10 protein-coding genes are annotated in these 14,831 nt (G+C 54.8%); 4 read left to right on the top strand and 6 right to left on the bottom strand.

Features of this window, described 5'->3' with window-relative positions; genetic code table 11:
• Positions 1–45 precede the first annotated feature (45 nt).
• A complete protein-coding gene (locus tag D3A97_RS03065; RefSeq protein WP_119076523.1) occupies positions 46–507 on the bottom strand; it encodes a hypothetical protein in 462 nt (153 codons plus the stop codon).
• Between the two features lie 112 nt (positions 508–619).
• On the opposite strand from D3A97_RS03065, the gene D3A97_RS03060 reads away from it, so the two are divergent.
• Positions 620–1,375 carry an XRE family transcriptional regulator gene (locus D3A97_RS03060; RefSeq protein ID WP_119076521.1) on the top strand — a complete coding sequence of 252 codons (756 nt, stop codon included), beginning with the start codon at positions 620–622 and terminating at the stop codon, positions 1,373–1,375.
• A gap of 217 nt (positions 1,376–1,592) precedes the next feature.
• Here D3A97_RS03060 and pdeM read toward each other — a convergent pair whose 3' ends face one another.
• The 3 genes from pdeM to D3A97_RS03045 are packed head-to-tail and all read right to left on the bottom strand — an operon-like array spanning position 1,593 to position 5,142.
• Positions 1,593–2,240 (bottom strand): ligase-associated DNA damage response endonuclease PdeM, encoded by a 648-nt coding sequence (pdeM, locus tag D3A97_RS03055; protein WP_198673844.1) that lies wholly within the window; start codon positions 2,238–2,240, stop codon positions 1,593–1,595.
• A gap of 40 nt (positions 2,241–2,280) precedes the next feature.
• Complete coding sequence (locus D3A97_RS03050) at positions 2,281–2,691, bottom strand: DUF6157 family protein (protein ID WP_119076519.1); 411 nt, start codon at positions 2,689–2,691, stop codon at positions 2,281–2,283.
• A 24-nt stretch (positions 2,692–2,715) separates the two neighbouring features.
• Positions 2,716–5,142 (bottom strand): ligase-associated DNA damage response DEXH box helicase, encoded by a 2,427-nt coding sequence (locus tag D3A97_RS03045; protein WP_119076517.1) that lies wholly within the window; start codon positions 5,140–5,142, stop codon positions 2,716–2,718.
• 46 nt (positions 5,143–5,188) lie between these two features.
• On the opposite strand from D3A97_RS03045, the gene D3A97_RS03040 reads away from it, so the two are divergent.
• Positions 5,189–6,511 (top strand): NCS2 family permease, encoded by a 1,323-nt coding sequence (locus D3A97_RS03040; RefSeq protein WP_119076515.1) that lies wholly within the window; start codon positions 5,189–5,191, stop codon positions 6,509–6,511.
• A gap of 78 nt (positions 6,512–6,589) precedes the next feature.
• Here D3A97_RS03040 and D3A97_RS03035 read toward each other — a convergent pair whose 3' ends face one another.
• Positions 6,590–7,405 carry a sulfite exporter TauE/SafE family protein gene (locus tag D3A97_RS03035; RefSeq protein ID WP_119076513.1) on the bottom strand — a complete coding sequence of 272 codons (816 nt, stop codon included), beginning with the start codon at positions 7,403–7,405 and terminating at the stop codon, positions 6,590–6,592.
• Positions 7,406–8,102: 697 nt separating this feature from the next.
• Between D3A97_RS03035 and D3A97_RS03030 the strand changes: the two genes are divergently transcribed.
• A complete protein-coding gene (locus D3A97_RS03030) occupies positions 8,103–11,375 on the top strand; it encodes a SusC/RagA family TonB-linked outer membrane protein (RefSeq protein WP_119076511.1) in 3,273 nt (1,090 codons plus the stop codon).
• A gap of 22 nt (positions 11,376–11,397) precedes the next feature.
• Entirely contained in the window at positions 11,398–13,161 is a 1,764-nt protein-coding gene (locus tag D3A97_RS03025) for a RagB/SusD family nutrient uptake outer membrane protein (RefSeq protein WP_198673843.1), read from the top strand.
• 225 nt (positions 13,162–13,386) lie between these two features.
• Here the strand turns inward: D3A97_RS03025 and D3A97_RS03020 are convergent, their stop codons facing one another.
• Entirely contained in the window at positions 13,387–14,715 is a 1,329-nt protein-coding gene (locus D3A97_RS03020) for an ABC transporter substrate-binding protein (protein ID WP_119076508.1), read from the bottom strand.
• Positions 14,716–14,831: the final 116 nt, after the last annotated feature.

The following is a 14,831-nucleotide window of genomic DNA, read 5'->3' as shown; positions in this document are numbered from 1 at the left end:
ATTATGATGTGGCCCTTACTTTTTTTGTTGCGTGTTGTAATGATATCAGAAGGAAGGGAACAGCGCCCTGCCTATCATTTCACGGCCGGGCCAGGGTATGAGCGCAAGAATGAGCACCAGCGACAGCCCGAAAAAGATAAGGGCGGTCCTGTGCTTTTTGCCGTCGTCCGCCAGCTTTTTGATCTTGCTGCGGCCAATATGTACCAGGGCAATGGAAGCAATGGCCAGCACGGTATGCTCCACACTGAAAAAACGGAGGCCTTTGTTGCCCATGGCGGCGCCCATATCGCCGAAGGCCGTTTGGGCGATGGGGCTTATAAAGAGGAGGATGAGGCCCAGCAGGAACTGGATGTCTAAAAAGATCATGAAGAAAAGCCCGGCTTTGGTGTCTGCAGCGGTGTAGGCAGACTTGCCGCTAACGCCCATGATTGCACGAATAACGGCCCAGAGCCCGAAGAGCAGTATCAGCCACCTTACGATGGAATGAATACCCAGTACTGTTTGCATATGAATTGAGTTTGTCCAAAAACAAAAATAAGCCTTGCGGGGAAGAATAATTTGGTAATTACAAAAAATATTTGCTAATTTTGTTAGCATTGTTGTACTAAATAATTTAGGGATGTCTACTGTTTGCCGTAATCTGAAATACCTGCGCAAGCAAAAAGGTTGGACGCAGCAGGAATTTGCCGACCGTCTCAACATCAAACGTTCGTTACTCGGAGCGTATGAAGAAGAGCGGGCGGAACCTCGTACCGAAGTGCTGGAACAGGTGAGCGATATGTTCCGCGTGTCAATTGATGACCTGTTGCGGCGCGACCTCAGCTCTCAGAAAGAGAGTTTCCTGGAAAGGCGCCGCCAGCAAAAACTGGGGAACACCTCCCGCCAGAACGTGGTGTTTGTGCCGGTAAAGGCCGCAGCCGGTTACCTGGCCGGTTTTAATGACGATGAGTTCATTGAAGAGCTGAACACCTTTACCCTGCCCATGCTGGGTGCAGGCAGCTACCGCGCTTTCGAAATAGCGGGAGATTCCATGCTCCCCACGCCCTCCGGCTCCGTGGTGGTATGCCATAAAGTAGAAGGCTGGGAAGACATCCGGAACAATGAAGCCTATATTGTAGTCACCAACCGGGAAGGCATCGTGTACAAACGGGTGGTGAAGAGCAACCGCTCCAAAAGCAAGGTAACCCTCGTGTCTGACAACCCCCAGTACGATCCGTACCCCGTGAGCATGGACGATGTGCTGGAGATCTGGCAGGCGGACGCCGTGATCCAGAAACTCGGCCAGCAACACCGCATGAGCGTCAACCACCTTGCCGGCATGGTCAGCCAGTTACAAGAGCAGGTCAGCCTCCTCAAAAAACAAATGAAAAATTGATCTGAACTTTTTAGACCGCGGAAGAATGCGATCCAACGGTCTGATATATGCAAGGGAACTTCATCCGCAATTTGTACCCCGGAGCTGCCGTGCCTGTTATAGGGGGCAGGGCAGCTGTTCTGAATTTGTTTGTTTGCCTCTCCTTCAGCCATTGCTTCCCCAAGTTAGCCATTAGACAGGTGCCGGAATGCGTTCCGGCACTTTTTTTATGCCTTCCTCACACCCGCAACACCTTCTTCTCCGCAATCACAAACACCTCCGCCGCCGCTTCCCGCTCCAGCGCATACGTGCCGGTAAAACCGCTGAAAGCGGGCAGTATAGCCACTGCTTCCCCGAAATAAAAACAGGGCAGCCGCAGGCTTTGACGCCCGTACCCTACCAGCCGCACGCCGGGGTGGATATGCCCGGAGAGCACGTAACTGTTGAGCGTGGCGGGTTTGTCTTCCGCGTCATGTATGAAGTAAATATCCTGCACCTCCAGGGAATCGTGCTGCCGGATGTCAAGAGAAGTGTATACGGCGGCTTCCATAATGTCGTGGTTGCCGGTTACCAGGTCAAATATAATGTGCGGGAACTGTTGCCGCCAGATCCTGAAATACTGCACATCGTTGTTGGCGGAGCTGTGGAACATATCTCCCACTACAATGATGCGCTGCGGCAGGTATTGTGTAATGAGCTGCTGCAGGCGGTAGAGGTCTTCCTGCACAATATTGGCCGGCACCGCAATGCCGGCTTTGCGGAAGTGCGCGGATTTTCCCACATGCAGGTCTGCTACTATCAGCAATTGTTCCTGCTCCCAATAAATAGCCCTGCCGGCGGAGAGTTTCCAGCTATGGCCCCTGAAATCGAATGTCACGTCCTCCACTACTTCAACTACAAATTAATGATGATAAAATGTGCAATATCTACCCGCGTTTGGAACGCATGGCCTTTACATGTTCCAGGTGCTTGTCTTTCACCAGCTTTTTATATTCCGCTGATTCCATGGCGTACAGGGCTATCCTTCCTTTTTCATCCGCATGCACGCCCCAGCCGTAACGTTTGGTGAGCGGGGATGCCCGGAAACAGGGCTGCCCCTTCGAGAAAAACTTTTCCCGTTCTGCGGCCAGCGCGGCGCCGTTGACCTTGTTCTTGTGTGCGTACACCTTGAACAGCACATCGTCTGAGGTGAACTGGTAGGGATGGTCTATCAACGTTTCAAACTGGATATTGGCGGCCGTTTTTTCCGTACCGCGCGTGCCGGGCACTTCGGCGGCGGTAACGGGACAATCGTCCGCCACTTCAATAAACGTATTGATATAATTGGTCGTTTTCATGCGCGCTCCAAATGTATTGAAATCTCACCAGACGATCATTTTTTTAATGCGGTCTTCCAGCTTTTCGCTGGTGAGCTGTTCCCGCAGGCTGTCTACCTTGATGGGGAAGCAGAAGGGCGTGAGCCGCTGCGGGAAAGTGATCACTATTTTCTGCCCGGCAATTCTCTCCAGCGTGTCGCGCAGGCGGGCCTCTTCCATCTGGTAGAAGAACGCTTCATTGAAGGCCTGCCGCAACAGCAGGTTCTGCGGATCATAATCATGAAAAACGTTGAACAGCAGTGACGCGGAAGATTGCAGGTGGCGGTTGGCTTTGTGTTTGCCGGGGTAACCCTGGAAAATGAGGCCGGCTATCACGGCAATGTCCCGGAATTTGCGGCGGGCCATTTCTGTGGCGTTCACACTGCTTTGCAGGTCTGCGGCCAGGTTTTCAGGAGAAAGCAGCTCCTGCGCGTTGGTATCATCTACGGGAATGGGCTGGTCAGACAGTAGTTCAAAACCATAATCGTTCATGGCAATGGAAAACGAAATGGAATGCTGCCGGCTGATGCGCCAAGCCAGCAAGGCGGCCATCACTTCGTGCACCAGCCTGCCTTCAAACGGGTATACGAAGAGGTGGTAACCGTCTTTGGTCTCGATATGCTCCATCAGCAGCTCGTTTTCCTGCGGGATGTGCGAAAGCAGTTGCTGCAGGTCAAAGAGGGGGCGCAGGATGGTGATCTCTTCTTCCTGCGCAATACCGTTCATGGCCTCATGGAACTTGCGGCGCAGCATCATGCCCAGGTTGGCGGACAACGGCATGCGGCCGCCGTTCCAGCTGGGAACGATGCTTTTTTTTGATTTGGACTTGCGCACCAGCACCGTCATGTCTTTGATCATCACAAACTCCAGGTTGTTGCCGCTGAGGCTGAAACTGTCACCCGGGGAAAGGCGGGAAATGAAGTACTCTTCAATGAGGCCAATGAAACCGCCCGTCATGTACCGCACTTTCAGCATGGCATCGCTTACAATGGTGCCGATGTGCAGGCGGTGGCGCATGGCCAGCTGGCGGCTGGTGCAATAATAACGGTCGCCTACCAGGTGGAGCTTGCGGAACTCGTCATAGCTGTTGAGCGCTTCGCCGCCGGTGGTCATGAAGGCGAGTATCCACTGCCATTCTTCCGGTTCCAGGCTCTGGAAGCAGAAGGTAGACCTTACTTCGGCCCAGGTTTCTTCCGCGTTGAAACCGTCAGATACGGCCAGTGTCATGAGGTATTGCAGCAGCACGTCGTAAGCCAGCACCACGGGCATGCGGCTCTCAATGAGATTGGCCTTCATGGCGTCTTTAAGGGCGGCGGCCTCTACCAGTTCCAGGGAGTGGGTGGGGAGGAACCAGATGTGGCTCACGGCGTCTGGCTGGTGCCCGCTGCGCCCCGCCCTTTGCAGGAAACGGGCTACGCCCTTGGGGCTGCCTACCTGTATCACGGTGTCTACCGGCCTGAAGTCAACGCCGAGGTCGAGGCTGGACGTACATACCACCAGCTTCAGGGCGCCGGTATGCAGGGCCTCTTCTACCCATATGCGCAGCTCCGCGTCTATGGAACCGTGGTGCAGGGCCATCACGCCCGCCATGTCGGGATAGGCTTTGAGGATCTGCTGGTACCAGATCTCGGACTGCCCGCGCGTGTTGGTGAACAGCAGCGTGGTACGGCTGTTCCGGATAACCGGCAGCACCTTGTGCAGCAGCCGTATGCCGAGGTGCCCGGCCCAGGGGTATTTCTCAATTTCATCGGGCAATATGCAGTGTACTTCAATGGCTTTGTTCACCTCCGCCCGCACAATGGCCTTGCTGGCGGTGGCGGTGCCCATGAGCACGTCCAGCGCTTCGTCCAGGTTGCCGATGGTGGCGGAAATGCCCCAGGTCTGCAGCTGCGGCCGGAGGCTGCGCAGGCGGCAGAGGCCCAGTTCTACCAGCACGCCGCGCTTGCTGCCCAGCAGCTCGTGCCATTCGTCTATCACCACGGTATGCAGGCCTTCAAAGCGTTTGGCGTATTCTTTTTGCGCCAGCAGTATGTGAATGGACTCCGGCGTGATGATGAGTATTTCCGGCATGCGGCGCTTCTGCTGTTCCCGCTCGCTGGTAGCCGTATCTCCGCTGCGGATGCCTACTTTCCAGGGAATGCGCAGCTCATGCAGCGCTTCTTCCATGGCCCTGCCAATATCTTTGGCCAGCGCGCGCAGCGGGGTCACCCACAACATTTGCAGGCCGCTGGTTGGGGGGCTTCCTTCGTTCACCCACCGTATGAGCACGGCCAGGAACAATGAAAAGGTTTTACCGAAACCGGTAGGGGCGTTCACCAGGCCGGAGCGGCCATGGAGGTAATGTTCCCATGCTTCTTCCTGGAATGCGAACGGCTTCAGTTCTTTTGCCGCCAGCCACTGTTCTATCTTTTGCCAGCCGGGTGTATTTTTCATGCGGAATGAAATTAGGAAAAAATTGTCCAAACCCTACCTTTGTTGCATGCGTGATTTTTTTGGCCTGAAAGAGCATTGTTCTACCCTGAAAAAAGAAGTGCTGGCAGGACTGACCACCTTCTCCACCATGGCTTACATACTGGCCGTTAATCCCATGATCCTTTCCAAAACGGGCATGGACTTTAACGCCCTCATCACGGCCACGGCGCTGGCCGCCGCCATTGGCACCCTCGTGATGGGCCTCTATGCCCGCCTGCCCATAGGCCTGGCGCCGGGGATGGGCCTCAACGCGTTTTTTGCCTATACCATTGTGCTCGGCATGGGCTATAGCTGGCAATTTGCGTTGACGGCCGTTTTCCTGGAAGGGATCATTTTTATTTTTCTCTCCTTGTTCCATATACGGGAGGCCATCATCAACAGCATTCCCGAAAATCTCAAACATGCCATATCCGTAGGCATCGGTTTGCTGATAGCGTTGATCGGCATGGCCAATGCCGGCATTATTGAAACGGGCATGCGGCATGTGGGAGAAGGGCGGCTGGAAGGCGTGATCCTCCAGATCGGCCATGTTACCGGCCCCGGCCCGCTCATTGCGCTCACGGGCCTGGTGGTCAGCGCCGTGCTGATGTACCGGAAAGTGAACGCTGCTTTATTGCTGGGCATCCTGGCCGCCACGCTGGCGGGCATTCCGCTGGGCATCACCACGTGGCCGGCTTCGGGCTCTCTCATCAGCCTGCCGCCGTCCCTGGGGCCTATTGCCTTTCAGCTGGAGTTCAGCAAGGTGTTTACGATGGATATGGTAGTGATATTGTTCACGCTGCTCATGGTAAACCTGTTTGACACGGTAGGCACGCTCATAGGCCTTTGCAGCAAAGCGGGCCTGCTGGATGCGCAGGGCCGCATTCCGCGCGCCAAGCAGGCTTTGTTTGCAGATGCGGTAGGCACTACCGCGGGCGCCCTGCTGGGCACCAGTGTGGTAACGGCCTATGTGGAAAGCGCCAGCGGCATTGCTTCCGGGGGCAGAACGGGCCTCACCGCGGTAACGGTGGCGGTTATGTTTTTGCTGGCGCTGTTCTTTGCGCCGCTCTTTGCCATGATCCCCCCGGCGGCTACCGCGCCCGCGCTGATCATGGTGGGCATGCTGATGATGGGAGCGGTGGTGAAGATCAATTTTGAAGATACTACGGAGGCCATTCCCGCCTTTCTGGCCATTGTAATGATGCCGTACACCTACAGCATTGCGGAAGGCATTGTATTCGGCATGTTATCTTATGTATTGCTGAAGGTATTTACCGGCCAGCACCGGAAAATAAGCCCGGTGATGTATGCATTGGCCGTGCTGTTCGTATTGAGTTTTTTATTGCGGTGATGGCGGCGGGTATGCGGCTTAATGCCGGATGGGTGCCGCCCGCCGGCATAAGCGTTGTATGCACGGCCACTGGGATAGTTACGCAAAGATCAGCCGGATGCCCACCAGGAACAACGCCCCTGCCAGCGCCAGTATGATCCCTTTGGGTTTGACCTTGCTGCTGAGCCCGGCGCCCAGTTGTGCGCCCACTACCACGCCGGCGCCAATGGCCAGCGCGGTTTGCCAGCCCTCCCAGAAACTCCCCTGCACCATATGCACCACGGTACCGGAAGCGGACATGATGGCCAGTATCAGGTGGCTGGTGGCGGTAGCAATGTGAATGGGGAAGTTGAGCAGGCTGATCAGCGCCGGTACGTGGATGATACCGCCGCCAATGCCCAGCAGGCTGCTGAGAAAACCTACTACAAAGCTGATGCCGATACCGTACCAGATGTTGAACGAAAAATGATGGGCCTCACCGCTTCTTTCCGTGATATAACGGTCTACCAGCCTGCCTTTGCCGGCGGTGCCGGCATAGCCGCCCTGTTTGGGTTTCAGCATCAGGAAAATGGCTATCACCATCAGCAGGCCGCCCAGTATCATGTTGAACGTATGCCGGGAAATGGCCGTGGTGGCCAGCGCGCCCAGGATGGAGCCGGGCAGGGTGGCTACGGAAAATACCAGTGCCGACTTGTAATCGATCCTTTTTTTGCGGGCGTACGCAATGGAGCCGGAGGTAGCGTTGAGACATACCACCGCCAGTGAAATACTGGTCAGCACGTCAGGCGGCATGTCAGGGTAGATCAGCAGCAGCAGGGGCATCAATATAAAGCCGCCTCCCGCGCCGATGAGGGTGCCGAAAGTGCCGATCAGAAATCCTAATCCTACCAGTAATAATGCAGACAGCAGGTCCATGTCCGTGCGTAATTTTTCCCGTGAATAGTTAACAAAGCATCCGGTGCTGCAAAGGGGAAAAAGAAACAAATATCATAGCAATGGCTGATGGTTGCCTGCATGCGAAACAATTGCGTTTTTTCTAATGTTGGTTTGCGTATGATTGGTTCCTTTTCCTTAATGCTCCTTCACATTAAGGATGTTTTGGCGGCCGGTACTTGCCCGGCGCAATAAAGGTAAATCAGTTTTCCGACACTAGTTCTGTAGACTAAAGGGGGATTGCGATCATGAAGTTCACCAGAAAAAAGACGCGGCCCGCATGCTTAAACAGCCATATCGTTTTTCAAACAAAAAAAAGCTATAAAAATGCAGGAGCAGCTACTATATTTGTAGCAATAGTTGAATAACTGAAATTTAAATCGGGACCATATTCGCCACAGTGAACATGACCTGCAGAACCATGCAGTTGTAATGCCGTTAACCTGGTATTGACCTGCGAAAACCTATTTGTTCCATCCGAAAATATTGCAGCCGGCTAAGACAGCATAGCGCAATGCGCCGGTGTTTTCCGTTGCAACGTGAAAAACCAATTGTATGATGTGCCAATCGAGAGGGCCATGAGCATTGTATGTGCGCATGACCATTTAATCTTCTTTACCGCTACCCAACTCTAGCGGGTTTCCGTAATGGAACCATTTCTCAACGAACAAAACCTATTATGATGCATTCAACTATTCCAGGCGCAGGGCGCAGCTATCAACCGGCTGCGGGCGTCTGCCGCTACGCACGGGGCATGGGCCGCGCCCTTTTCCGTTGCCTGCCGGTACTGCTGTTTCTCTGCAGTTTGACCGCCGGCGCTTACGCTTATGATCAACGTATTACCGGCAAGGTAACGGACGATACGGGTTCGCCGCTGCCCGGCGTGTCCATTGCCATTAAAGGCACCACGCAGGGCACCGTTACCAATGTAAAAGGCGAGTATGCCCTTACGGTGCCGGATACCAGCGCCGTGCTGGTTTTCCGCTTTGTGGGCTTTGAACAGCAGGAAGTGCCTGTTGGCGCCAGCACGCAGATAGACGTGGTGATGATCACGGCCGCCAAAGGCCTCAACGAGCTGGTGGTGGTAGGTTACGGCCAGCAGAAAAAAGTGAACCTCACCGGCGCTATTACGGCCGTAAAAGCGGCAGACATCCAGAACATTGCGCCCTCCAATCTCTCTAACGCACTGGCGGGGCGCGCCCCGGGCGTGAACGTCACCAACACCTCGGGCCTTTCCGGCGCCAGCTCTTCCGTACGCATCCGCGGCAGTTTTGCGGACCCGCTGTATGTGATAGACGGCGTGGTGCGGGAGAAAGCTGACTTTGACGCGCTGGAAGCGGCGGAAGTAGACCAGATGAGTTTTCTGAAAGATGCGGCCACGGCTTCCGTATACGGTTCCCGCGCGGGTAACGGCGTAGTACTGGTAACCACCAAAAAAGGGGCTAACCAGAAACCGGTGTTCAACTTCCAGAGCAACTATACCACCAGCCGCCCCACCATGACGCTGCTGTCTGACAAAACCACCGCCACGGATGAACTGATCTATCAGAACCGTGTAGCTGAATTTAACGGCACAGCGCTGCCCAACGGCCCGGAAGAGTTTGAATATTTCAAGAACAGGAGCTATAACGTGCATGATTTCATCTGGCAAAACCCCTACAGCCACCGTCACTCCCTGAGCGTGGCCGGCGGCACGGACAGGATCACGTACTACTCCCTGCTCAGCTACCGCGGCGAAGAAGGTTCTTACAAAAACCTTTCGCACAACAAGTTCAACCTGCGCAGCAATGTAACCGCCAAGGTAAGCGACGCCATCAAGGTAAGCCTCAACGTAGCCGGTACGCAACAGAACCTGGACCGGTTTTACTGGCCGTTTACGGGTGATGATGACTTTGATGTGTCTGACCTCTACCGCGTAACTTTCAACTGGCCCAAAACCTATCCCTTCTACCTGGAGGCAGACGGCACGCCGGCGGATTATGTAACGGAGTTCCCGGTGCAAACGCCCATGGGCAGCTGGCAGGCCTGGAGCGTGATAGACCAGGTGATCGGCAACCGCTACATCAAAACGCGGGAGCGCCAGATGAGCAGCATCCTCACGTTAGACATCAGCCTGGACAAATACGTGAAAGGCCTGTCTACCAAAGTGATGGGCAACTATGTAGGGGAAGACTACATGCGCAAGCGTTTTCTCACCTACCAGAAAAACTACGTGTTCAACCAGGCAGACCCTACGGGCAACCGTTTTCTGCCGGCCCCGCCAGATCCTGAAAAGACCAATATTTTCACCTTCAGCCAGAACCAGCCTTTCATGAACTACGAGATCTTCACCACCTGGAGCTATCAGTTCAACTGGTTCGTGAACTACAACCGCAACTTCGGCAAGCACGGCATAGACGCGCTGGCCGTGTTCGAGCAGGCGGAGATGGGCGGCTATGGCGCCATGGCGCGCGCTGAAAACCCGGTGGCGCCTATTGACCAGTTCTTCGCCTACCCTTCAGACAGGCAGTTCAGGAACTCGGGCGGCTGGGACTCTATTGGCGCCCGCCAGTCCTGGATAGGCCGTATCAACTATAATTATGACAGCCGCTATATTGCGGAGTTCTCTTTCCGGTACGATGGCAATGCCCTCTTCCCGCCTGAAAGCCGCTGGGGCTTTTTCCCTTCTGTGTCCGCGGCCTGGCGTATTTCTGAAGAAAGCTGGTTCCGCAACCTCACCAAAGCCTTTGACGACCTGAAACTCCGCGCTTCTTACGGTACCACCGGTAACGACCTGGACGTTTTCGGGCGCAGGATAGGGCCGTTCATGTTCAACGAAGTGTTCATTAACTCCGGCGGTTATATGTTCGGAGACCGGCTGTACCAGGGTATTTCACCGGGGGCCACGCCCAATCCCAACCTCACCTGGACCACCTCGCGCTCCTATAACGCGGGCCTGGATTTTGCTACGCTGGGCGGCCGCCTCACCGGTAGCGTAGATGTGTTTGTACGCAAGGAAACGGATATTCTCGGCCTCCGCCAGGAAACCGTGCCTGACAACTACGGCCGGCAGCTGGCGCCGGAAAACTATGCCGCGCGCTCTTACCGCGGCGGGGAGCTGTTCCTGGAATGGCGGGATAAAGCGGCCGGCAACAAGATCAATTATTCCATTACGGCCAACATGGGCTATGCGCGTGACCGGTGGGATATTTATGACGAGCTGCCCACGTTTGCGCCCGGTGGAGACCGTCATTTCCAGAGCCGCGTTGGCCGGCCGGAGAACCGTATCATCGGCCTCAAATCTCTCGGCATTGTACGTACGCAGGAACAGCTGGACGAGCTGCTGGCCAAAGGGTTTACCCAATACGGCCGCCAGCCTTACCTGGGCGGGCTCATTTTTGAAGATGTGCGCGGCGATGGCTACAAACCCGGCCCCGATGGCAAGATTGACGGAAATGATATTCAGCTGTTGAGCGAGAACGCGGCTCCCCGCATCAACTTCGGGATAGGGCTGAACATCTCCTGGAAAAACCTGGCGCTGCAATCTCTCTTCCAGGGCGTAAGCGCGTATGACCGTATTATCAGCAACCAGGAAGGTGAGGGTATGCGCCAGCATGGCGGCGCCATCCGCCCGTACTACCCCATCTGGGCGGGCGATGTATGGACGCCGGAAAACCCGAATGCCAAATACCCGCGCCCCATTGGCCAGAACTGGTACGAGTCAGGCACCGGCGCTACTTCTTTCTGGATACGCAACGGGGCCTACATGCGTTTGAAAATGCTGAACCTGTCTTACACGCTGCCCAGGTCATGGATGAATGCCATTGGCGTTAGCAGCGCGCAGCTCTATTTCAACGGCACCAACCTGTTCGCCTTCTCGGCCATGAAAGAGTTCCATGATCCGGAGCAAAAGAACTATGATTCTTACCCCGTCATGAAAACGTTCACCATAGGTGCAGATATTAAATTCTAGTGCTAAAGAAAGTATGATGATTATGAAAAAGATAACCTTAGCAATATTACTCCTTGCAGGCATGTTCGCCTCCTGCAAACGGGTACTGGATATAGAAGATCTCAAAAATTACAACCCTGACCAGGTCTGGAACGATGAGAATCTTGCCAATGCCTATATGACGGGCATTTACCCCATGTTCGGGAACTGGAGCCCGGGCCTGGAACAGAAAAGCGAACAGCTGGCCGGCATATTCTGGTATGCGGACCGCATCACCATGACGAACGGTGAATTTAAGATATGGCCGTATGACCGTATCCGCCTTATCAATACGGCTATCCAGGATGTGGCCAAAGGCTCGCTGAAGCAGGAAATTAAAGACGCCATTACCGGCCAGGCGCTGTTCATGCGGGCGTACACGTACTTCGAGATGGTGACCTACTACGGCGGGGTGCCTTACATTACCGTACCGCAGGAAAAGGACGATCCCAACCTGGCCACGCCGCGCCACTCCACCAAAGAATGTTTTGACCTCATCATCAAAGACCTGGATGAGGCCATGGCCAAACTGCCGAAGCAAAACCTGCCTTCTTCGGCCGATTACGGGAAAATAGACGGCAACTTTGCGCTGGCCTTTAAAGCAAAGGTGCTGCTGTACAAGGCGTCTCCCCAGTTCAACCCCGCCAACCCGTGGGGTAATGCCTACTGGGCGGAGGCACACACCGTTAACAAACAGGCCTATGATGAGTTGAAAGCGCAGGGGTACAAGCTGGTGGATGATTACAGCAACATTGCCCTGGTAGAGAAAGGCCCGGAAACGGTGTTTGCGGTAGTGAACCAGTACCCGAACAAAACCACCGAGTGGGACAATGGCGTGCGCCCCGGTTCTGAAAGCCGCGGCCCGGCCAATTCCTGCCCCACCTGGGAATTTGTAAAGGCTTTCCCCATGAAAGACGGCAAGCTGTATAACGACCCCACCGGCCTGTATTACAGATCAGACGCAGACTTCCTGCAGCACTACTGGGAAAACCGCGATCCGCGTTTTGACAAATCCATTGTATGGAACGGGAAAGATTACCCCGTATCCGGCAAAACCGGCAAGCGGCAGTACACCGCGCTGGGCGTTGCGCATGAGCTGGACGATTTTGGCGTCAACCCCGCCGCGCAAACCAACTCAACCAACCTGAACCGCTACACGGGTTTCTTCATCCTCAAAAACAGCCTGCTGCGCCTGAAACAGGCGGAAGTACAGCAGTACGATGTGGACTTTGTGCTGATGCGTTTTGCGGAGGTAATGCTGAATTATGCCGAAACGGCCAATGAAACCGGCAACACCGCGGCCGCCCTGGCCATACTGAAAGAGATCCGCCAGCGGGCGGGCATTGAGCCGGGCGCGGATGGCAACTACGGCATAGCCGCCGCCACCCGGGAAGCCATGCGCGAAGCCATTCTTGCCGAGCGTAACATTGAGCTGTGTTTTGAAGGCCAGCGCTTCTGGGACCTCCGCCGCCTGCGCCTGCTCAACCGCCTCAACGGCACTACCAAAACCGGTGTGGAAGCCATTGCCATCCGGCCGGACGGTACGGACATGCCCATCAACGAGGCCCGTGAACAGGCCAACACGTATACGCTGACGGAAATGAATTTCAAATACAGCCTGCTGCAGGTACCCCGCAGCGGCGTACAGGTCAGTACGCTGCCTGACACGTATTATTTCTTTCCCATCCTGAGCGATATACTGGACAGGAACCCCAACCTGGAACAGAACGCCAATTGGGGCGGGTCATTCAACCCAACACTGGAATAGTTTTTGTATATTTAGGGTCACAGGCTGGCCAAAAGGTATTGCACCTTTTGGCCAGCCTCTTTTTTATGATACTAAATTAACCAAATGGGGTAAGACTACCTCAAGCGAACGTGAAGCGAACGAGAAGCGAAGGAGAAGCCTCCAACTACGCAGGTAAAATAGTATCATAAAAGCGAGGGCGGCCCACCGGGCCGCCCTCGCTTTTATGATATCCGGCAGATGCCTTTACAGGGAGTTCATCCTGAAATCGGCACTGTCTCCCTTCTGAATGATGTAAATGTTCTTGTTCTCGAAATAATCCGGCATGTTGTTCTCCGTTCCCCCGTCTTTCAGGTACACCGGCTGAAAATTGAAGCTGGTGAACACGCGGTTGCCGGGTTTGTTCATGTCTTTGTTGAAGTACACCCCATCCTGCGTGAGCAGTTTTACAAAGTAGTAGGTCAGCTCAAAACCTTTGAAGGCCATGTCTGACGGGCGGGACCTGTACACTCTCCTGAAATGGTCTGTGATGTAGCGGCTGAACAGGTCTGTTTTGTCGTTGTAATAAGGGGAGGAGTAGTACATGGTGATGCCTGCAAACTCCGGCTCCTTGAACTTCATCACGTCCCAGGTAGGCATGCCGAACACGTGCATGGGGTAGGTACCCCGGTGCGGCGCCAGTTTACGGAGAACGGTTTTGGCGCCGGCCTCGTCCAGCGCGGTAATGATTAGCAGGTTGGGCCGGTCTGCCAGCAGGTATTGTGTGAGCTGCTGGTCTGTGGTGGCATCGCTCCAGATCACTTCGCGGATGCGGGTCTTTTTGTCGTAGTTCAGCCGGTCATACGCCGCCTTGATGCTGTTGGCAATGCTGGCCTCAAAGCTGGACGCGCGCCGTACCACCAGTATGTTCTTGTTGGCGAAACCTTTCTGCGCATAATCATGAATAGCTTCTACGTGAGAGCGGAGCGTACTGTTGCTGATGAGCAGGAAGGGGTTGTCTGTAACGCCCCCGTCGTTCGGGAAGGTGGCAGATACCAGGTTGATCTCTTTCTGTTTGGCAAAGTCACTGAGCGGCTTGAACTCCGGTGTGCCTACGGCGCCAATGATCAGGTCTGTATTGTCCAGCCGGTGGGTGCGGATGAGGGCCGCCACGTCCGTATTCCTTGATTTGTTGTCAAACACCTGCACGTTCAGTTGCAGGCCTTGTGTTTGCAGGGTGTCCAGGGCCAGCTGCACGCCTTCGTAAAACTCCAGGCCGGGCAATACATACCGGGGCATGGTGCGGCCGGGAATATCCAGCGAAGTGGCAAACACAGAATCCAGGTAAAGCGGTGCAAAAACGGCAATGTTATAGCTGCTGCGTTTCACCTCTTTGGCAAAGGCGGGCACATTAAAGGGCGCCCTGGCCTCCGGCTTTTTTTCTTCAGGCTTTTTCTCCTCCGGCTTCGGTTTGGACAGCTCCGGGGGAGGCCCGTCCGTTTTTACCGGCGCCGTGCGGAAAATGCTACAGGCTTGCAGTACGATCAGGAAAGATACGAGAACGGCAAGACTGGTTAAAGTTTTCATTCGGTTCATAAGCTGCCAAAATTGCAAAAATCATTCCGCAATGGTCGGTTGCGGGTCATGGAATTACGAATTATTTGCATGTTAACGCAACGCGTTCGCCAAACCTGTCCCGCCAATTGCTCCGG

Origin of the sequence: Chitinophaga alhagiae, assembly GCF_003568665.1 — a bacterium.
Classification (GTDB): domain Bacteria; phylum Bacteroidota; class Bacteroidia; order Chitinophagales; family Chitinophagaceae; genus Chitinophaga; species Chitinophaga alhagiae.
The sequence above is the reverse complement of the archived record's forward strand: the minus strand, read 5'-3'. Positions and strand labels throughout refer to the sequence as shown.

What these genes read in the sequence shown, in the direction of transcription:
- D3A97_RS03045 (WP_119076517.1), bottom strand. Translation starts at nt 5,142, where the DNA reads ATGAAAAATACACCCGGCTGGCAAAAGATAGAACAGTGGCTGGCGGCA.
- D3A97_RS03060 (WP_119076521.1), top strand. Translation starts at nt 620, where the DNA reads ATGTCTACTGTTTGCCGTAATCTGAAATACCTGCGCAAGCAAAAAGGT.
- D3A97_RS03035 (WP_119076513.1), bottom strand. Translation starts at nt 7,405, where the DNA reads ATGGACCTGCTGTCTGCATTATTACTGGTAGGATTAGGATTTCTGATC.
- D3A97_RS03050 (WP_119076519.1), bottom strand. Translation starts at nt 2,691, where the DNA reads ATGAAAACGACCAATTATATCAATACGTTTATTGAAGTGGCGGACGAT.
- D3A97_RS03030 (WP_119076511.1), top strand. Translation starts at nt 8,103, where the DNA reads ATGATGCATTCAACTATTCCAGGCGCAGGGCGCAGCTATCAACCGGCT.
- D3A97_RS03025 (WP_198673843.1), top strand. Translation starts at nt 11,398, where the DNA reads ATGAAAAAGATAACCTTAGCAATATTACTCCTTGCAGGCATGTTCGCC.
- D3A97_RS03065 (WP_119076523.1), bottom strand. Translation starts at nt 507, where the DNA reads ATGCAAACAGTACTGGGTATTCATTCCATCGTAAGGTGGCTGATACTG.
- D3A97_RS03040 (WP_119076515.1), top strand. Translation starts at nt 5,189, where the DNA reads ATGCGTGATTTTTTTGGCCTGAAAGAGCATTGTTCTACCCTGAAAAAA.
- D3A97_RS03020 (WP_119076508.1), bottom strand. Translation starts at nt 14,715, where the DNA reads ATGAACCGAATGAAAACTTTAACCAGTCTTGCCGTTCTCGTATCTTTC.